Origin of the sequence: Bradyrhizobium sp. S3.12.5 (assembly GCF_040548225.1) — a bacterium.
Lineage (GTDB): Bacteria > Pseudomonadota > Alphaproteobacteria > Rhizobiales > Xanthobacteraceae > Bradyrhizobium > Bradyrhizobium cytisi.
Map to the genome: position 1 here is coordinate 136,438 of NZ_JBEPRF010000011.1, position 18,339 is coordinate 154,776.

An 18,339-nucleotide genomic window follows, 5' to 3' on the forward strand; every position below is an offset into this window, starting at 1 on the left:
GGTTATGCCTGTTCGATTTCTTCGCGGAGCATTTCAAGTTCAAGCCAGCGCTCTTCGGAGGCGGACAATTCGTCGTGCGCCTTGGCGATCGCGGCGGAGGTGTCGTCGAATGTTTTGCGATCCTTGACATAGAGGTTGGGATCGTCGAGCAGGCGTTGCAGCTTGGCGATATCGGCCTGCAATTTTTCCATCTTCTTCGGCAGCGTTTCCAGCGCATGCTTCTCGTTGAAGCTCAACCGCCGTTTTGACACGGCGGCGGGAGCCGCGGCCCGCTCTTCCTTCTTCTCCGCGGGCGCTTGCGGCTTCGCAGTCTCGCGCTTCAGGTCGGCGCCGCGTTGCGTGAGCATGTCGCTATAGCCGCCGGCATATTCGGTCCACTTGCCGTTGCCCTCGGGCGCGATCACCGAGGTTACGACGCGGTCAAGGAAATCGCGGTCATGGCTGATCAGGATCACGGTGCCATCGTAGTCGCCGAGCATGTCTTCGAGCACGTCGAGCGTTTCGAGATCGAGATCGTTGGTCGGCTCGTCCAGCACCAGCAGGTTCGACGGCTTCGCCAGCGCGCGCGCCAGCATCAGCCGGCCGCGCTCGCCGCCCGAGAGCACCTCCACCGGCGTGCCGCGCTGTTCCTGGGCGAACAGGAAATCCTTCATGTAGCCGACCACATGCTTCGGCTTGCCGCCGACCATGATCTGGTCGCCACGGCCACCGGTCAGCGCCTCGGCCAGTGTCGACTTGGGATCGAGGCTTTCGCGGTGCTGGTCGAGCGTGGCCGTTTCCAGATTGGCGCCAAGCCGCACGGTGCCGGAATCAGGCTGTGCGCCGCCGGTGAGGAGATTGACCAGCGTGGTCTTGCCGGCGCCGTTGGGACCGATGATGCCGAGCCGGTCGCCGCGCTGGATGCGGGTGGAGAAATTGTCGACGATGATACGGTTGCCAAAGGCCTTGGTGATGCCCTTGGCCTCGATCACGAGCTTGCCGGATTGCTCCGCCTCCGACGCGGCGAGACTGGCGGTGCCGGCGGTGCCGCGATAGTTGCGGCGCTGGTCGCGCAGCGCATGCAGATTACCGAGCCGCTTGACGTTGCGCTTGCGCCGCCCGGAGACGCCGTGGCGCAGCCAGTGCTCCTCGTCGACGATCTTGCGGTCGAGCTTGTGCTGGTCGCGCTCTTCTTCCGCCAGCACCTCGTCGCGCCAGCTCTCGAACGAGGCGAAGCCGCGGTCGATCTGCTTGATCCTGCCGCGGTCGAGCCATGCCGTCGCGCGCGAGAGATTGCTGAGGAAGCGGCGGTCGTGGCTGATGATCACCAGTGCGCTGCGGCGGCTGTCGAGCTCCTTTTCCAGCCATTCGATGGTGGCGAGATCGAGATGGTTGGTCGGCTCGTCCAGCAGCAATATGTCGGGCGAGGGCGCCAGCACCCGCGCGAGCGCCGCGCGGCGGGCCTCGCCACCGGAGACGTTGGCCGGGCTCTCGTTGCCGGTCAATCCGAGTTGTTCGACCAGGTAGCGCGCCTGGTATGGATCGTCACCGGGCGCGAGGCCCGCCTCGACATAAGCGAGCGTGGTCTTGTGGTCGCCGAAATCAGGCTCCTGCTGCAAATAGCGAACCGTCGCGCCGGGCTGCACGAAGCGTGTGCCGCCGTCGGGCTCAACCAAGCCGGCGGCGATCTTTAGCAGCGTCGACTTGCCGGAGCCGTTGCGGCCGATCAGGCAGACGCGCTCGGATGGCGCGACATTGAGCTCGACGCCGCTCAAAAGCGGCGTGCCGCCGAATGTCAGCTTGATGTCCTTGAGTTGGATCAGCGGCGGCGCCATGGTCAGCCTTGACTCGAATTCTGGCTCATTGCGGCCTGGTCGGCGCGCCGGCGCTGGATCCGGCGCAGCGTCTGGTCCAGCGCCGAGAGGAATGTTGAGCGGTCGCGCGGCGCGAACGAGCGCGGGCCGCCGGTCACTTCGCCGGCTGAGCGCAGATCCGTCATGAGATTGCGCACCGCCAGCGTCATCCCGATCGATTCCTCCGTGAACGGTTTGCCGTTCGGCGCGATCACGTCGGCGCCCGCCTTCACGCAGCGGCTCGCCAGCGGAATGTCGGAGGTGATGACGACGTCGCCGGGCTTGGCCTTCTCGGCGATCCAGTCGTCGGCCGCGTCCATGCCCGCGCCGGCGGCGATACGCTCGATGAGGGGATCGTTCGGCACACGGATAAAGTTGCCGGCGACCACGCTCACGGGCACGCCGTGGCGGAGCGCGACGCGGTAGATTTCGTCCTTCACCGGGCAGGCGTCGGCGTCGACATAGATGCGGGTGGGGGTGTCAGTCATTCGCCGCGTGGTACCCCATTCGCGCCGCAAAGGCGAGGGGATTGACCCCGGTTCCGTGAGGCCTACGATCGGCTCTGAAAGAACAAAAACATAGGGAAAAGCCCGCCATGCCGAACCGGCTCGAAACCTACCGCGTCGAGGCCTACAACACCGCCAAGCAATCCGAAAACAAGATGCATGACGATACGGTGGCGCGCCGCTTCGGCTTTTCCGGTGGCCTGGTTCCGGGCGTCGATGTCTTCGCGTACATGATGCATGTGCCGGTGGCGCGCTGGGGCCGCGATTTCCTCGCGCGCGGGCTGGTCGAGGCGCGCTTCATCAAGCCGGTCTATGACGGCGAGACTGCCGATATCGATGCGACCGAGCACAACGGCCTGCTCACGATCGAGGTCTTCAGCCGCACCGAGCTTTGCGCCACCGGAACGGCGTCGCTGCCGGCGGCGGCGCCGACTGTGTCGTTGGGAGACTATGTCGAAGTGCCCGCGGTGGTCGAGCGCAAGCCGGTCAGCCCAGGAATCTTCGAGGTCGGCAAATGGCTCGGCACGACGCCGCGCCGCTGGGCCGGGCAGGCAGCGAGCGACTACCTCGCCGATGTCAGGGAGAGCGATCCGATTTTCGCGCGCGAGGGGCTCGGCCATCCCGGCCTGATCCAGCGCGTCATGAACCGCGTACTGGTGGACAATACGATCCTCGGCCCGTGGATCCATGTCGGCAGCCACATGCAGATCTTGTCGGCTGCACGCGCCGGCGATGAGATCGTTGCGCGGGCGAAGGTGACCGCGAACTACGAGAAGAAGGGCCACCGCTTCGTCGAGCTCGACGCGCTGGTCGTCGCCAATGGCACGACGCCGTTGGCGCACTGCCAGCACATCGCGATCTACCAGCCGCGGGAGCAGGCGGCGGCGTAGGGAAGGGGCACAGCGCATCCTCACATTCTCTGTCATTCCCCGCGAAGGCGGGGAATCCAGTAGGCTGCGGCCGATCCGTGAATCACGACTGCCTCGGCGCCCTGGATCGCCCGATCAAGGCGGGGCGATGACAGCATTGTTGTTGAGGCAGAAGTGCCTGTTACGCCTTGCCCTTCGCGTCCTGGATCGCCCGCCACACCCGTTCCGGCGTCAGCGGCATGTCGATGTGCTTGATGCCGTAGTCGGAGAGCGCATCGAGCACCGCGTTCACCACCGTCGACAGGCTGCCAGCGCAGCCGGCTTCGCCGCAGCCCTTGGTGCCGAGCGGATTGCTCGTGGCCGGCACCGGGTGATCGCCGACCTCCATGTACGGCACATCCTCGGCACGGGGCAGCGCATAGTCCATCAGCGAGCCGGTGATGGGCTGGCCGCTCTCGTCATAGCGGACGTGCTCCATCAGCGCCTGGCCGATGCCCTGGACGACGCCGCCATGGAGCTGGCCCGCGACCAGCATCGGATTGATCACCGTGCCGAAATCGTTCACCGCGCTGTAGCGCACGATCTGCACCACGCCGGTGTCAGGATCGACCTCGACCTCGGCGACATGGCAGCCGTTCGGGAAGGCCGAGGGCACTGGCTCGCTGGTGTGATCGACGTCGAGTGAGTCAGGCACGCCGTCCGGCACCTTGGCGTCATGCAGCTTCTTGGCGAGCTCCATGATGTCGATGCTGCGGTCGGTTCCGGCGATGGTGAAAGCACCGTCGGCGAACTCGATGTCGGCCTCCGACGCTTCCAGCATGTGCGCGGCGGCGCGCTTGCCCTTTTCGATCACGAGGCGCGAGGACTCCACGATGGCTTGTCCGGTCGCGGTGATCGAGCGCGAGCCGCCGGTGCCGCTGCCGGCGTGCACGATGTCGCTGTCGCCCTGCACGAGCTTCACGCTCTCGAAGGGAACGCCGAGCTGCGCGCTCAGCACCTGCGCAAACGGCGTGGCGTGGCCCTGGCCGTAGTCGAGTGTGCCGGTGATGAGCTGCACGCTGCCATCGGGATCGAACACGATCTTGCCGAGCTCGGGGCTCGGCGGCGCCGTCACCTCGAGATAGGAGCCGACGGCGATGCCGCGCAGCTTGCCGGATTTCTTGCTCTCCTTCTTGCGCCTGGCGAAATTCTCGTGGTCGGAGATTTCGAGCGCCTTGGTGAAGACCGCCTGGAAGTCGCCGCTGTCATAGGTGACGCCGGAGGAGGCCGGAAACGGCATCTGGCTCTGCTTGATGAAGTTGCGCTTGCGCAGCGTCAGCCGGTTGATGCCCATCTCGTCGGCGGCGCGGTCGATCAGCCGCTCCATGTAATAGTTGGCCTCGGGCCGGCCGGCGCCGCGATAGGCGCCCATCAGCGTGGTGTTGGTCAATACCGTCTTGATGTCGATGCTCATCAGCGGCGTGCGGTAGACGCTGGAAAAATTCTTGCCGGTATTGAGCGAGAGCGGGCTCGGTGAAACCCCGGTGATGTAGGCGCCGAGATTGCCGTAGCCCGAGAGCTTCGCCGCGAGGAAGTGCCCCTCGGCGTCGAGCGCGAGCTCGGCATGGATCTTTTGCGCGCGGCCATGGCTGTCGGAGAGAAAGCTGGTGGAGCGCTCGTCGAGCCACTTCACCGGACGTCCCAGCGCCTTCGCCGCGTACAGGATGCACATGTATTCGGGATAGTTGACGTTCTTCATGCCGAAGGAGCCGCCGACATTGGCGGTGAGGATGCGCACCTTCTCGTTCGGCACCTTCAGGTTCTTGGCGAGGTTGGCGCGGTTGCCCGCGACGCCCTGCGTCGGCATCTGGATGGTGTAGCGCTCGGTCTTCCTGTCGTAGGAGGCAAGCCCGACGCGCGGCTCCATCGAGACCACGGCGACGCGGGTGTTCTCGATGTCGACTTTGGTGACATGGGCGGCGCTGGCGAAAGCGGCGTTCACCTTCTCCATGTCGCCATAATGGTAGTCGAGCGCGACGTTGTTCGGGATGTGGTCGTAGAGTTGCGGCGCGCCGGGCTTGGTGGCCTCCTCGGGATCGGTCACGGCCGGCAGCGGCTCGATATCGAGCTCGACCGCCTCGGCCGCGTCGCGCGCCTGGGCCAGCGTATCGGCCACCACGAAGGCGACGGGGTCTCCGACGAAGCGGACCTTGTCGGTCGCCAGCGGCTGGCGGTTGGTCTGGAGCAGGGGCGAGCCGTCACGGCTCTTCAGCGGCAGGCCGCAGGTAAAGGGGCCATAGCCGGCTGCGTCGAGGTCCTTGCCGGTCCACACCCCCAGCACGCCCGGCATGGCCTTGGCGGCCTCGGTGCCGATGCCGCGGATGGCGCCATGGGCATGGGTCGAGCGGACGACCACGCAATGGGCCTGGCCGGGCAGGTTGAAATCGTCGGTGTAGCGGCCCTTGCCGCGCACCAGCGTGTCGTCCTCCTTGCGGCGGACCGGCTGCCCGACGCCGTATTTCTGCAGTGCAATAGCGTTTTCGAGCGTCGAGGATTTGGTGTGTTCTTGCATGGGAATGACCTGAAAAGCCGGCAATTGCGCGTTTTTGGGCGCCTTTTGGGACCGGACCCCATTGAAATAACCCACCGACCCGTTCACGACAACGCACGAATGGACATGGTCCCATGTGATGCGTTGTTGCGCAGGCCTGCCGCGCTGCTAATGTTTCAGGCGAAAAAGCAATTCCAGATCGGCCCAACCGGCCGCGGAAAGACAGTTTGTATGAATGACCACACGCGGCTCCGCGACGGCCATGGGCCGCACGGTGAGCTCGAGGGGTCGATGGCGGCGGTGGCGTTGGCCCCCGAACCGGCCGTCGCCGCGCAAGCGCCGGGAACCGGCGTCTACGCGGCGCTGGACCTCGGCACCAACAATTGCAGGCTCCTGATCGCCTGTCCGACCCACGACGGCTTTCGCGTGGTCGATTCCTTCTCGCGCATCATCCGGCTCGGCGAGGGCGTCTCGGCGACCGGCTCGATCAGCGAGGCCGCGATCGATCGCGCCATCGCCGCGCTCAGCATTTGCCGGGACAAGATCAACCTGCGCAAAGCCAAGCGGCTGCGGCTGATCGCCACCGAAGCCTGCCGCGCGGCCTCGAATGCGGAGGGCTTTCGCAGCCGCGTCGCGGCCGAGACCGGCATCGACCTCGAGGTGATCGACCGCGAGACGGAAGCCTCACTCGCCATGCTCGGCTGCTCGCCGCTGGTTGATCCGAGTGGGCGCGGCGCCATCCTGTTCGATATCGGCGGCGGTTCCACCGAGCTGGTGTGGATCGAGCGCGACCCGCAAAATCCGGAGCCGCGCATCAAGGCCTGGATGTCGATCCCGCTGGGCGTGGTGACGCTGGCCGAGCAGTTTGGCGGCCGCGACGTGACGCCGGAGATCTACGCCGCGATGGAGCAGGAGGTCGCCAACCATGTCGCGCCGTTCGCGCAAGCGCATGGCCGCGATCTCGCCGACATGCATCTGCTCGGCACGTCGGGCACCGTGACCACGCTCGCCGGTATCCATCTCAATCTCGCGCGCTACGACCGCCGCCGCATTGACAGCATCTGGATGAAGGACACCGATATCACCGCGACCATCAGCAAGCTGCTCGGCATGACCTACCAGGAGCGCGCGAACAACAGCTGCATCAGCTTCGAGCGCGCCGATCTGGTGCTGGCCGGCTGCGCCATCCTCGATGCGATCCGCCGCGCTTTCCCGCTGCCGCGCCTGCGCGTCGCCGACCGTGGCCTCCGCGAGGGCATGCTGGTCGAGATGATGCGCGAGGACGGCGCGCTCGGGAGCTGGTGAGATGGCTAAGGACACCACCGGCCGCTTGCACGTCCAGGTCAAGACCGGCGGCAAGCGCAAATTGTCATCAAAACTCTGGCTGGAGCGGCAGCTCAACGATCCCTATGTCGTCAAGGCCAAGGCTTTGGGCTATCGCTCGCGCGCTGCGTTCAAGCTGCTCGAGATCGACGACAAATATCGCCTGCTGAAATCAGGCATGGCCGTGGTCGATCTCGGCGCGGCCCCCGGTGGCTGGAGCCAGATCGCCGCCAAGCGCGTCGGCTCGATCGACGGCAAGGGCAAGGTCGTCGCGATCGATCTGCTGGACATGCCCGAGATTGCCGGCGTCGACTTCGCCCAGCTCGACTTCATGGACAACGACGCGCCGGCGAAGCTCAACGCCATGCTCGGCGGCGGCGCCGACGTCGTGATGTCCGACATGGCCGCCAACACCACCGGTCACCGCAAGACCGACCAGCTCCGCATCGTCGGCCTGATCGAGACGGCGGCGGCGTTTGCCTGTGACGTGCTCAAGCCCGGCGGCTCGTTTCTGGCAAAAACGTTCCAGAGCGGCGCCGACGCCGATCTGCTCGCCCAGCTCAAGCGCGATTTTGCCACAGTGCGTCACGTCAAGCCGGCCGCGAGCCGGCAGGATTCGTCCGAACGCTACGTACTCGCGACGGGCTTTCGCGGCGAGGCGAAGGCGTAGCCGCAGACTCCGTCATTGCGAGGAGCCCTTGCGACGAAGCAATCCAGACTTGATCCGCGGAAAGATTCTGGATTGCTTCGCTTCGCTCGCAATGACGAGATCAGCAACTACCCCAGCCGCTGATCCCGCATGTCCTGCGTGTCTTCCGTCGCCACCTTGACGGCGGCGGTTGCCGCGCTCTTGGCTGCGCCCTTGCGGCTTGCGATCTCCACCGCCTTGCGCCCGGAGATCTCGTGGCCGGCGTCGGCGGGCATCTGCCAGAAGAACCAGCTCGACGCCGCCGAGGTCAGCGCCACCACGACGAAGGCCGGCGAGAACATGGTGGCGTTGAGCTCGCTGACATGGCTGAGCCACATCGTGGTCTCGACCGAGGCGGCACCGACCGCGACGCCGGCGGAGATCGCGAGCTGCTGGTTGACGCTGACCAGCGTCGTGGCGCGGCTCATCTGCGCACTCTCGACGTCGGCATAGGCCACCGTGTTGATGGCGGTGAACTCGAGCGAGCGGAAGAAGCCGCCGACCACCAGAATCACCAGGATGATCAGCAGCGGCGTCGTCACCGTGAACAGCGCGCAGACGCCGAGAAAAAATGCGCTGATGATGGCGTTCACTGTCATCAGGTTGCGGAAGCCGAAGGTGCGGATGATCCGCGCGGCCAGCGTCTTCATGCCCATCGCGCCGAGCGAGGAGCCGAAGGTGACGAGGCCGGAATGGAATGGCGACAACCCGAAGCCGATCTGCATCAACAGCGGCAGCAGGAAGGGCAAGGCGCCGATGCCGAGCCGGAACAGGAAACCGCCGAGCACGGCCGCGCGCAGCGTCGGGAGGTTCAGAAGCGAAAAGTCCAGCACCGGCGATCCCGTCCGCCGGGCATGGATGACGTAGAGCGTCATCGAGATCGCGCCGCCCGCGATCAGGGCCGCAACGATGCTCCAGGGCAGCAGGTTGAGCCCGGCCACGGAGAGACCGAATGCGATGCCGGCAAGCCCGATGCCTGCCAGCACCATGCCGTAGAGATCGAACGGCTCGCGGTTCTCGCTCTTGATGGGATCGATGAACTTCAGCGCCATGAAGATGCCGAGCAGCCCGATCGGAATGTTGATCAGGAAGATCCAGTGCCACGACGCGTAGGTGGTGATGAAGCCGCCGAGCGGCGGACCGATGACGGGACCGATCAGGGCAGGGACCGTCACCCAGGCCATCGCGTTGACCAGCGCGCTCTTGTCGACGGAGCGCAGCAGCACGAGGCGCCCGACCGGCGTCATCATCGCCCCGCCCATGCCCTGGAGGATGCGCGCGATCACGAAGTCGGTGACCGAGGTCGAGAGCGCGCAGCCGACCGAGCCGACCATGAACACGCCGACGGCGATCGCGAACACCATGCGCGCGCCGAATCGATCGGCGGTCCAGCCGCTCGCCGGGATGAACACCGCGAGCGACAGGAGGTAGGACGTGATCGCGAGCTTCAGCGTCAGCGGGCTGGAGCCGATGTCGGCCGCGATCGCCGGCAGCGAGGTGGCGATCACCGTGGAGTCCATGTTCTCCATGAAGAGAGCGGTGGCCACGATCAGCGGAATGATGCGTTGCTTGTCGACCATGACGGATTGGTAATGGAAATCAGAAGGAGAGGCGGACTTGCGGCTTATCACCACGACTCGGCCGCGACCATTGCGCATCAACGCATAGCACCTAAATCCTGCGTGAGCAGGCCATCGCAATGCGCGATGAATCCGCTTGCCGAACTTATCGCATTATGCGATATATCCCGCGTGAAGGAGATCGAATTCACCTCCGCTGCGGTCCGCCAATGGCGCAAGCTGACTGCCGCCACGCGTGCCCAGATCGATCTCAAGCTACAGGCCTTTGCGCAGACCGGAGCAGGCGACGTCAAGGCGCTGAAAGGTGTGCCGGGCATGCGGCTTCGCGCCGGCGACTGGCGGGTGCTGTTCACGGTGAAAGGCAACACGATTACGATTCACGCGGTTGGGCACCGCCGTGAAATCTATGACTGAGAGGACTCCATGGCGAAATCCGGCACCGCGAAGAGCACTGTCCAGTTCATCCGGACGCCGGGAGGCGATGATCTGGCAATCCTGCCGCGCAACGAGTATGACCGGCTGGTCGCCCTTGCGGCGGACGCGCAGGAAGATGCTGCCGCGAGCCGCATTGTCCGAAACTCCACTCGCGCCGTGAAGGAAGGACGCGAGCTGGTGTTGCCGAAGGCGGTTGTTGACCGTCTTACCGACGGCGAGAATGCAATCCGGGTCATCCGCGAATGGCGCGGCATGATCCAAGGCGAATTGGCCGTGGCGGCCGGTATCAGTCAGAACTATCTGTCCGAGATCGAGAACGGCCGGCGCAAAGGGCCTGCCGAGCTACAGAAGAAATTTGCGCGCGTATTGGGTGTTCCGGTCGATCTGTTGATCGATTGAGGCCGGCGCGGTCTTCGTTACTGCGCCAGATATAAGCGGGCAGGGCCTCTCGCTCCCTCGTCATTTCGGGGCGCGCCCTTGGATTGGGCGCGAGCCCGGAATTCTTGCGCATCGGCCCGGAATGACGGTGGGGCCACCGCCCGGCTGCCCCCGCCGAATTTACCTAAAAAGCCCGTGCATGGCTGGCCAGCGGTCCGATTTGCTTTGATTCGTCGCGCGGCCGTGCTATCGACCCGCGTCAACCCCACCGATGGGCTCCGATTCTCCGGCGATGCCGCAAGGTACGCCGAGGGCGGCGCTCATCCATACTTATTTGCGGCACGGCCGCAGGAAGGAGTTGGCAGATGGCCACGGTGCAACTTCAGGGCATCCGCGAAGCCTTTACGTTCGACGACGTGCTGTTGAAGCCGGGTCTGTCGGACGTCATGCCGGGCGAGGTCGACATCCGCTCCCGCGTCACCCGCGCCATCCCGCTCAACATTCCGATCATGGCCTCCGCCATGGACACCGTCACCGAGGCCCGCATGGCGATCGCCATGGCGCAGGCCGGCGGCCTCGGCGTCATCCACCGCAATTTCGATCCCGAAGGCCAGGCCGCCCAGGTGCGGCAGGTCAAGCGCTACGAGTCGGGTATGGTGGTGAACCCGCTCACCATCAGCCCCGAGGCCTCGCTCGACGATGCGCTCAAGCTGATGAGCGATCACGGCATCTCCGGCATTCCCGTTGTTACCGGTGCCGGCAAGTCCACGCCGGGCAAGCTGGTCGGCATCCTCACCAACCGCGACGTGCGTTTTGCCACCGACCGCCGGCAAAAAGTCTCCGAGCTGATGACGCACGAGAACCTCGTCACGGTGCGCGAGAATGTCAGCCAGGATGAAGCCAAGCGGATGCTGCATCACCATCGCATCGAGAAGCTGCTTGTCGTCGACGATCAGTATCGCTGCGTCGGCCTGATCACGGTCAAGGACATCGAGAAGGCCGTCGCCCATCCGCTCGCCTGCAAGGATGCGCAGGGCCGCCTCCGCGTCGCCGCCGCCACCACCGTCGGCGACACCGGCTTCGAGCGCACCGAACGGCTGATCGATGCCGGCGTCGACCTCGTCGTGGTCGACACCGCGCACGGCCATTCCCGCCACGTGCTGCACGCCGTCAACCGCATCAAGCGTCTCTCCAACTCCGTGCAGGTCGTCGCCGGCAACGTCGCGACATCCGAGGGCGCGCAGGCGCTGATCGATGCCGGCGCGGACTGCATCAAGGTCGGCATCGGCCCGGGCTCGATCTGCACCACGCGCATCGTCGCCGGTGTCGGAGTGCCCCAGCTCACCGCGATCATGGATGCGGTCGAGGCAGCGAAGAAGTCGGACATCCCCGTCATCGCCGATGGCGGCATCAAGTTCTCCGGCGATCTCGCCAAGGCGCTCGCTGCCGGTGCTGATATCGCGATGGTCGGCTCGCTGCTCGCGGGCACCGACGAGACGCCGGGCGAAGTGTTCTTGTGGCAGGGCCGCTCCTACAAGGCCTATCGCGGCATGGGCTCGGTCGGCGCGATGGCGCGCGGCTCGGCCGATCGCTATTTCCAGCAGGACATCAAGGATGCGCTCAAGCTCGTCCCTGAAGGGATCGAGGGCCAGGTGCCCTACAAGGGCCCGGTCGGCAACGTCATGCACCAGCTCGCCGGTGGCTTGCGTGCTGCAATGGGCTATGTCGGCGCAAAGGACATGAAGGAGCTGCACGAGAAGGCCAATTTCGTGCGCATCACCGGCGCGGGCCTGCGCGAAAGCCACGTTCACGACGTGACCATCACGCGCGAGGCGCCGAATTATCCGGGCGGGGGTTAGTAGTTACGTCCGACGCAAGGTCATGTGTTGATCGTTGTCAGTGATGGGATCGGCGGAGCGGAGTGATCCAGCGCTGCGGCGTCCGGTCTCTTGCTGCTGATCAACGACCAGATGAGGGCAACTTGCCACCCCAGGAATGCCCACCACGCTTCGCCGCCAAGCCCGATCCAGCTGAGGACGCATATGCCGATCGAGCAGAGGACGCCGATCAAGACGAAAAGGAAATTTGACAAGAGTATAAACTGGACATGGCGGTGATTGAGAAAGAGTGCGATCCATGTCGGCAAGAGGATCAGCACTAGACCTGCAAGACCGCCTGACGTTTCACGAAGGTCAGGGGACGTGCCTGTGAGCCACGCAATGAGCGTGGGTCCGATCACAAAGATGAGTATCGGCAAGGCAGCTAAGGCGGCCGTTACTTTCCACGCCGTGTTCTTCGGGGCTGCGAGCCCCATTTGCCCGACTTGCTGCCTCAACAATGCCGTTCCCTGTCCAACTATCATTTTGCTTGCCGTGTTTGGAACCACTTCCTGCCCAACGGCCCCGTTCGGCTGGCGAAGAGCCTGAGGGTGCCGCACACGGCAGAGTCGAAACGATCTCCTCGATGCAGCCTAGACTAGTAGGAATAGCTGATCGCGGCCTTAATCCGGCACTTAAAATTTTCTAAGGACCATAAAGCGCCAGTCGCGCCCGTGCCCCGGACGCGGCGCAGCGCTTCTTCAGCGGTGCGCTGCAGAGCCGGGGCCCATCTCTTCGCTTGGTCACCTGTCGCCATATGGGTCCCGGCTCTGCGCAGCAGCGCAAGAGCGCTGCAGCGCGTCCGGGACACGAGACGTGCGTATGGCCTGCGACCATCCAATCCATCGCTTTTGTATTGACGCAGCTACCTCCCTCCGCTTCCGTCGTCGAAAGACAGCCAGGAGGAAGCCATCATGTCCCAAGCAAAACGCATCGTTCTCGCCGCACGTCCCGTCGGCGAACCCAAATCATCCGATTTTCGCCTTGAGGAATTTGCCGTCCCGACGCTTGGCGCAGGCGAGGTCCTGCTACGCACGATCTGGCTGTCGCTCGATCCCTATATGCGCGGGCGGATGAGCGAGGGGCCGTCCTATGCCGCGCCGGTGCCGGTCGGTGGTGTGATGGAAGGCGAGGCGGTGAGCGAGGTCGCGGCCTCCAACAATCCTGATTTCGCGGCAGGCGACATCGTGAGGATCCGTTCGGGCTGGCAGACGCACGCGATCTCGAACGGCAAGGGCCTCATCAAGGTCGATCCCAGGCTCGGTCCGATCTCGACCTCGATCGGTGTGCTCGGCATGCCCGGCATGACCGCGTATACGGGCCTGCTCGACATCGGCAAGCCGCAAGAAGGCGAGACCGTCGTCGTCGCCGGCGCTTCCGGCGCGGTCGGCTCGGCCGTGGGGCAGATCGCGAAGATCAAGGGAGCACGCGCGGTCGGCATCGCTGGCGGCAAGGACAAGTGCGACTACGTGGTGAACGAGCTCGGCTTCGATGCCTGCGTCGATCACCGCGATCCTGATCTCGCCGCGAAGCTCAAGGACGCCTGCCCGAAGGGGATCGACGTCTATTTCGAGAATGTCGGCGGCGCGGTGTTCGAGGCGGTCTTCCCGCAGCTCAATCAATTCGCGCGCGTGCCGGTGTGCGGCCTGATCGCGCATTACAACGACACCGAGGCCAAGCCGCCGAAATGGGCGGCGTCGATGATGCGCGCGACGCTGACCAAGCGGCTCACCTTCCGCGGCTTCATCGTCTCCGACTTCGCTTCGCGCCATGGCGACTTCCTGCGCGACATGTCGGGTTGGGTCCGTGACGGCAAGGTGAAGTACAAGGAGTTCGTCACCGAGGGCCTGGAGAGCGCGCCCGCCGCCTTCATCGGGCTCTTGAAGGGCGCCAATTTCGGCAAGCAGCTGGTCCGGGTCGGGCCGGACAAGGCCTGATTTGGCACAACCAGCCCCTTCAGGGGGCTGGTTGGTTAAAAAAGAGTCACCGATTGGCCACACCACCCCGCAAAAGCCGCCTGTGTGACCGGCGGTTCATTGACGGAAAAGCGAAGGCATTGAATCATCGCGCATATTTTGGGTGTTGCGATGTTAGAGATCGGTATTTTCTGCGTAATCCTTTTGGCTGCCGGCTATTGGGCGGCCATGTATGTCATGGGCCGTCGCGACGACGTCATCCATGGCAAGTTCGTGCACGCCGACGACGAGGGTGCGTTCACGCAACCCGCGATGCCGACGCCTCCGCCGCGCTTCCCCAAGCGTCCGCTCAAGGCAGCCGAGTCCGTCAAGTCTGTGCCTGTGAATGATCGGGTCGCTCAGCCGGTGAGCAGCCAAGCGCTGCAGTCGTTGCTCGCTGCGATCCAGCAGGATCTCAAGAGCGTCGCGTAAGACGCGGTGCTAGTGCTCGCCGCCCATCTGGGCGAACAGCTCTTCGATATCCACATCGATCTGGCCTGCGGCGCGGACGTGGCGGACTTCGAAGCTGTCAGGCGCGAAGCGGTACTCGACGAGGCCGGTCTCCTTGATCGCGATCCGGTCCTGGCGTGAATCGTTGATCTTGAAGCCGGCCGACGGCGCCCAGACGTGCCGCGTGTGGCGGAACGTGAAGTCGCGACGCTGGTGCACGTGACCGCTCGCGATGAGGCGGAGATCGACATGCGCAAACATCTCGATCAACCGCGCGCGCGCCGGCTGCGGCACGTAGCGGATCGAGGTCTCCGGGGCTTCAGGCTCGTCCGGCAAATGGAGAAACACCGGCTTGTGCAGGAACAGCGCGACCGGCTTGCCATTCACGCGTGCGATTTCCCGGGACAGCCAGTCGAACTGCTCGGCCTCGAACGCGAGCCCTGAATTCATCACCAGCGAGTTGAGGCCCATGAAGCGCCAGCCGGCGGCCTCGAACGACCAATGGTCCTCGCCGATGATGTCGCGGAATTGCTGGCGGTGCGCTTCCGCGATCGCAGGCTTTGGCGCAGGCCCGAGTGCGGTCGGATTGTCGCCGATGTCGTGATTCCCTGGAAGATAGCGACAGTCGACGGGCAGGGCGTCGTGCAGGCTCTTCGCAAACTGCACATCGTCGCGGCTCGTGGGCCCGTCGAAGGAGACGTCGCCTGTGTTGATGACGAGATCAGGCCTGTCGGCGTCGATGTGATCGCTGACACGATGAAAGTTCGCGATCAGGCCGGGAAAACGCCGGCCGAGATGCGTGTCGGAAATCTGGGTGAGGCGAAATTCGGACATGGGCGAAGTCTCGCCCGCGCAGACGTCGGAACGATGACGCGCGGGCAAAATCCGCGATCGAACAAAGTTTAAAGCACGCGGTAGTCAGCGGCGGGGTATCTCTCGCCGGGCTCCAGCGGGCCAAAATCGCTGCCAAAACCACTGCAATGATCGGCGGTTGGTCGCCCAATCGGGAACGCCGGTTCAACTCGTCGATTGTCAGCGCCAGAAGTCGCGGCTAATGACGGTCCGCGGCACGCCGCGTTACGGGAAAGTTCCGATGTCCGTCCAAATGGTCTTGTTGCCTGTCTTCGTGCAGGTCGGTCTCACCTTCGCGCTCCTGATCGGCATGGTGTTCGGGCGCCGCAATGCGCTGGTCTCGGGCGAGACCAAGGTCCGCGACATTGCGCTCGGCGAGCCGAACTGGCCCAAGGGCGCCACACAAATCGGCAATTGCTACCGCAACCAGTTCGAGCTGCCGGTGCTGTTCTACGCCTTGATCGCGCTGGCGCTGCCGCTGCGCCATGCCGATCTCTTCATCGTGCTGATGTCCTGGGTGTTCGTGGTGACGCGCTTTGCCCATGCCGGCGTGTTCGTCGGCTCGAACGATCTCGGCCGGCGCTCGTCGCTCTGGCTCGCCGGCGTGCTGGTGCTGCTGGCGATGTGGATCTACTTCGCACTGAAAATCCTGTTGCTGATCTGACGGTTGACCGTCGGATTTGATTTGAAAGATTCAAATGACTCCCGCTGCCCGGCTGTCCGCAGCCATCGAACTGATCGACACCATCGAACGCGACCGCGTGCCCGCGGCGAAAGCGCTGAAGGAGTGGGGCACCGCGCACCGCTTTGCCGGCTCCGGCGACCGCGCTGCCATTGCCGGCCTGGTCTGGGACGTGCTGCGCCGCTATGCCTCCAGCGCGTTCCTGATGGATTCCGATACCGCACGCGCACGGTTGATCGGCATGCTCAGCCTCGAGCGCAACATGGACACCGCAACCATGGAGGCTCTGTTCGACGGCAGCCGGTTCGCGCCTGAGCCGCTGACCGAGGCCGAGCAGGCGGCGCTCAGCCATCGCTCCCTGAAAGACGCGCCGGCGGCAATTGCCGGCGATTATCCGGACTGGCTCGATTCCCATCTGGCCAAAGTGTTCGGCGAGGACCGGGCGGCCGAGGCCGTCGCGATGGCGAGCCGGGCGCCGCTCGATCTGCGCGTCAACACGCTAAAATCCAATCGCGACAAGGTGCTGAAGGCGCTTGCTCATCTTCATGCGAAACCGACGCAATGGTCGCCAAATGGCCTGCGCATCGAGCTTTCGGCCGATGCGCGCAACCCCGGCATCCAGGCCGAAGAGGATTTCATCAAGGGCGGCGTTGAAGTGCAGGATGAAGGATCGCAGCTTGCGGCCCTTCTCACCGCGGCAAAACCGGGCGAGCAGGTGATCGATCTCTGCGCCGGCGCCGGCGGCAAGACGCTGGCGCTCGCCGCGATGATGCAAGGCAAGGGCCGGCTGATCGCGACCGACAGCGACAAGCGCCAGCTTGCGCCCATCCACGAGCGCCTGTCGCGCGCCGGCGTCCACAATGCCGATGTCCGCACACCCAAGGGCGAGGTCGATCCGCTCGCCGATATCAGCAATAGCGCCGACCTGGTCGTGATCGACGCGCCCTGCACGGGAACCGGCACCTGGCGCCGCAATCCCGATGCCAAATGGCGCATGCGGCCGGGTGCGCTGGAGCTTCGCCTCAAGGACCAGGCCGAGGTGCTGGAGCGCTCCGTACCGCTGGTGAAGGCGGGCGGCCGCGTCGCCTACATCACCTGCTCGGTGCTGGCTGAGGAGAACGGTGAGCAGGTGAGGGCCTTCATTGGCCGTCATCCCGAGTTCGCGGTGGTGCCGCCGGAGCAGACCGCGAGCGTGCTCTGGGACAAGGCCGAGACGTTTGCGCAAGCCGCGCTGCAATCGCCTGAGGGCTGGCTGATGACCCCACGCCGCACGGGCACGGATGGGTTCTTCGTGTCGGTGCTGAGGAAGACAGGCTGAACTATCCCCCGTCATTCCGGGGCGCCCGAAGGGCGAGCCCGGAATCCATCGGGCGGCGCATTCTGCGGATCAATGGATTCCGGGCTCTCGCTTCGCGAGCTCCGGAATGACGAATGGGCAAACAAAAACCCCGCGAACCGGAGCCCGGTCGCGGGGTCTCTGAACTCAACGATCTGCCGGTACGTCCGTGGTCAGATCGCGAATTGCGCGGTCAACTAGCCGGCGCGGAGGTTGTCGGCCGAGGACTTGCCGCTGCGGCGATCCGCAACGATGTCGAACGAAACCTTCTGGCCCTCGTTGAGGGTGCTCAGACCAGCGCGTTCAACGGCGCTGATGTGAACGAAGACGTCCTTCTGGCCGTCATCCGGCTGGATGAAGCCAAAGCCCTTTTGGTTGTTGAACCACTTCACGGTGCCCATTGCCATAGTCATTTCCTTTCAATTGACGATGCACTCAGGGGGACAAATGCACATTGCTGCGCCCATCATCCCGGTTGGTCGATTTTGGAGAAATACCTGAAACGTGCTCGTCCATTGGAAATGAGACGGAGCGGCCCAGTCGTTCGGCCAAGGATCGATTATCACAATCTAGCGATTTTTTGGGGCAACTTCAAGGCGGCACGCGCTCACAGCGAGCGCTGCGCATTTTGCTATTTTGCGCTGCACACCGCTCGGTTCCATCAGTCCACGATGAAAAGAGTGGCGCCCACAGCCGTCGATGAGCGATGCGCGGCGTCGCCAAAGTCCGAGACCTGGTAGCTCATCCCCGGCGTAAGCCTGAATTTGCGCCCGTCGCGCAGCTCGCTGTCGAGCTCGCCCGCGAGCACGTAGAGCACGTGGCCGCGGTCGCACCAATGATCGGCGAGATAGCCCGGCGAGTACTCCACCATCCGCACCCGGAGATCGCCGATGTTGAGCGTGCGCCACAGCGCGTGCCCGGTTTCACCGGGATGCGTGGTGGCCTCGACCTTGCTCCAGTCGGTGACGGTGAAGGGCGAGGTGGGGAGCTTCATGGGAGGATCCTGTAGGTGAGCAATGTTGCTTGGGGCATGCTCTTAGCAATAA

18 protein-coding genes are annotated in these 18,339 nt (G+C 64.6%); 10 read left to right on the forward strand and 8 right to left on the reverse strand.

The features are described from left to right. Positions 1-2: 2 nt before the first annotated feature. Together ABIC09_RS18030 and ABIC09_RS18035 are read right to left on the reverse strand one after the other, a co-directional pair. Positions 3-1,814, reverse strand: a complete 1,812-nt coding sequence (locus tag ABIC09_RS18030; protein ID WP_354110077.1) for an ABC-F family ATP-binding cassette domain-containing protein — start codon at positions 1,812-1,814, stop codon at positions 3-5. 2 nt (positions 1,815-1,816) lie between these two features. Continuing rightward, positions 1,817-2,320, reverse strand: a complete 504-nt coding sequence (locus ABIC09_RS18035; protein WP_354110078.1) for a YaiI/YqxD family protein — start codon at positions 2,318-2,320, stop codon at positions 1,817-1,819. A gap of 107 nt (positions 2,321-2,427) precedes the next feature. Between ABIC09_RS18035 and ABIC09_RS18040 the strand changes: the two genes are divergently transcribed. Beyond that, complete coding sequence (locus ABIC09_RS18040) at positions 2,428-3,228, forward strand: hypothetical protein (RefSeq protein WP_354110079.1); 801 nt, start codon at positions 2,428-2,430, stop codon at positions 3,226-3,228. 160 nt (positions 3,229-3,388) lie between these two features. On the opposite strand, the gene ABIC09_RS18045 is transcribed toward ABIC09_RS18040, so the two are convergent. Further along, positions 3,389-5,758, reverse strand: coding sequence for a xanthine dehydrogenase family protein molybdopterin-binding subunit (locus tag ABIC09_RS18045; RefSeq protein WP_354110080.1), 2,370 nt, complete (start codon positions 5,756-5,758; stop codon positions 3,389-3,391). A gap of 210 nt (positions 5,759-5,968) precedes the next feature. On the opposite strand from ABIC09_RS18045, the gene ABIC09_RS18050 reads away from it, so the two are divergent. Together ABIC09_RS18050 and ABIC09_RS18055 are read left to right on the forward strand one after the other, a co-directional pair. Beyond that, on the forward strand, positions 5,969-7,042 hold the full coding sequence (locus ABIC09_RS18050; RefSeq protein ID WP_354110081.1) for a Ppx/GppA phosphatase family protein: 1,074 nt from the start codon (positions 5,969-5,971) through the stop codon (positions 7,040-7,042). Between the two features lies 1 nt (position 7,043). Next, complete coding sequence (locus ABIC09_RS18055; protein ID WP_148749464.1) at positions 7,044-7,730, forward strand: RlmE family RNA methyltransferase; 687 nt, start codon at positions 7,044-7,046, stop codon at positions 7,728-7,730. 107 nt (positions 7,731-7,837) lie between these two features. Here the strand turns inward: ABIC09_RS18055 and ABIC09_RS18060 are convergent, their stop codons facing one another. Then, a complete protein-coding gene (locus ABIC09_RS18060; RefSeq protein WP_354110082.1) occupies positions 7,838-9,328 on the reverse strand; it encodes an MFS transporter in 1,491 nt (496 codons plus the stop codon). Here ABIC09_RS18060 and ABIC09_RS18065 point away from each other — a divergent pair. The 3 genes from ABIC09_RS18065 (at position 9,314) to guaB (ending at position 12,000) form a co-directional block, all read left to right on the forward strand. After that, positions 9,314-9,742 (forward strand): type II toxin-antitoxin system RelE family toxin, encoded by a 429-nt coding sequence (locus tag ABIC09_RS18065; RefSeq protein ID WP_354110083.1) that lies wholly within the window; start codon positions 9,314-9,316, stop codon positions 9,740-9,742. The genes ABIC09_RS18060 and ABIC09_RS18065 overlap by 15 nt on opposite strands. A 9-nt stretch (positions 9,743-9,751) precedes the next feature. Then, the gene (locus tag ABIC09_RS18070) at positions 9,752-10,162 is read left to right on the forward strand and encodes a helix-turn-helix transcriptional regulator (protein ID WP_354110084.1); all 411 of its coding nucleotides are present in this window, start codon (positions 9,752-9,754) and stop codon (positions 10,160-10,162) included. A gap of 344 nt (positions 10,163-10,506) precedes the next feature. Further along, complete coding sequence (gene guaB / locus ABIC09_RS18075) at positions 10,507-12,000, forward strand: IMP dehydrogenase (protein WP_354110085.1); 1,494 nt, start codon at positions 10,507-10,509, stop codon at positions 11,998-12,000. 20 nt (positions 12,001-12,020) lie between these two features. Here the strand turns inward: guaB and ABIC09_RS18080 are convergent, their stop codons facing one another. Beyond that, entirely contained in the window at positions 12,021-12,476 is a 456-nt protein-coding gene (locus ABIC09_RS18080) for a hypothetical protein (protein ID WP_354110086.1), read from the reverse strand. A gap of 456 nt (positions 12,477-12,932) precedes the next feature. Here ABIC09_RS18080 and curA point away from each other — a divergent pair, with 456 nt between their 5' ends. Both curA and ABIC09_RS18090 read left to right on the forward strand, forming a co-directional pair. Beyond that, positions 12,933-13,955, forward strand: a complete 1,023-nt coding sequence (curA, locus tag ABIC09_RS18085) for an NADPH-dependent curcumin/dihydrocurcumin reductase (protein ID WP_354110087.1) — start codon at positions 12,933-12,935, stop codon at positions 13,953-13,955. 150 nt (positions 13,956-14,105) lie between these two features. Beyond that, a complete protein-coding gene (locus tag ABIC09_RS18090; protein ID WP_354110088.1) occupies positions 14,106-14,405 on the forward strand; it encodes a hypothetical protein in 300 nt (99 codons plus the stop codon). Positions 14,406-14,414: 9 nt separating this feature from the next. Here the strand turns inward: ABIC09_RS18090 and ABIC09_RS18095 are convergent, their stop codons facing one another. Beyond that, on the reverse strand, positions 14,415-15,257 hold the full coding sequence (locus ABIC09_RS18095; RefSeq protein WP_354110089.1) for a metallophosphoesterase family protein: 843 nt from the start codon (positions 15,255-15,257) through the stop codon (positions 14,415-14,417). A gap of 259 nt (positions 15,258-15,516) precedes the next feature. Here ABIC09_RS18095 and ABIC09_RS18100 point away from each other — a divergent pair, with 259 nt between their 5' ends. Both ABIC09_RS18100 and ABIC09_RS18105 read left to right on the forward strand, forming a co-directional pair. After that, entirely contained in the window at positions 15,517-15,939 is a 423-nt protein-coding gene (locus tag ABIC09_RS18100) for an MAPEG family protein (protein ID WP_354110090.1), read from the forward strand. A gap of 34 nt (positions 15,940-15,973) precedes the next feature. After that, positions 15,974-17,275, forward strand: a complete 1,302-nt coding sequence (locus ABIC09_RS18105; RefSeq protein WP_354110091.1) for an RsmB/NOP family class I SAM-dependent RNA methyltransferase — start codon at positions 15,974-15,976, stop codon at positions 17,273-17,275. Positions 17,276-17,490: 215 nt separating this feature from the next. Here the strand turns inward: ABIC09_RS18105 and ABIC09_RS18110 are convergent, their stop codons facing one another. Both ABIC09_RS18110 and ABIC09_RS18115 read right to left on the reverse strand, forming a co-directional pair. Then, positions 17,491-17,700, reverse strand: coding sequence for a cold-shock protein (locus tag ABIC09_RS18110; RefSeq protein WP_148749473.1), 210 nt, complete (start codon positions 17,698-17,700; stop codon positions 17,491-17,493). Between the two features lie 254 nt (positions 17,701-17,954). Further along, on the reverse strand, positions 17,955-18,287 hold the full coding sequence (locus ABIC09_RS18115; protein ID WP_354085255.1) for a DHCW motif cupin fold protein: 333 nt from the start codon (positions 18,285-18,287) through the stop codon (positions 17,955-17,957). Positions 18,288-18,339 lie beyond the last annotated feature (52 nt).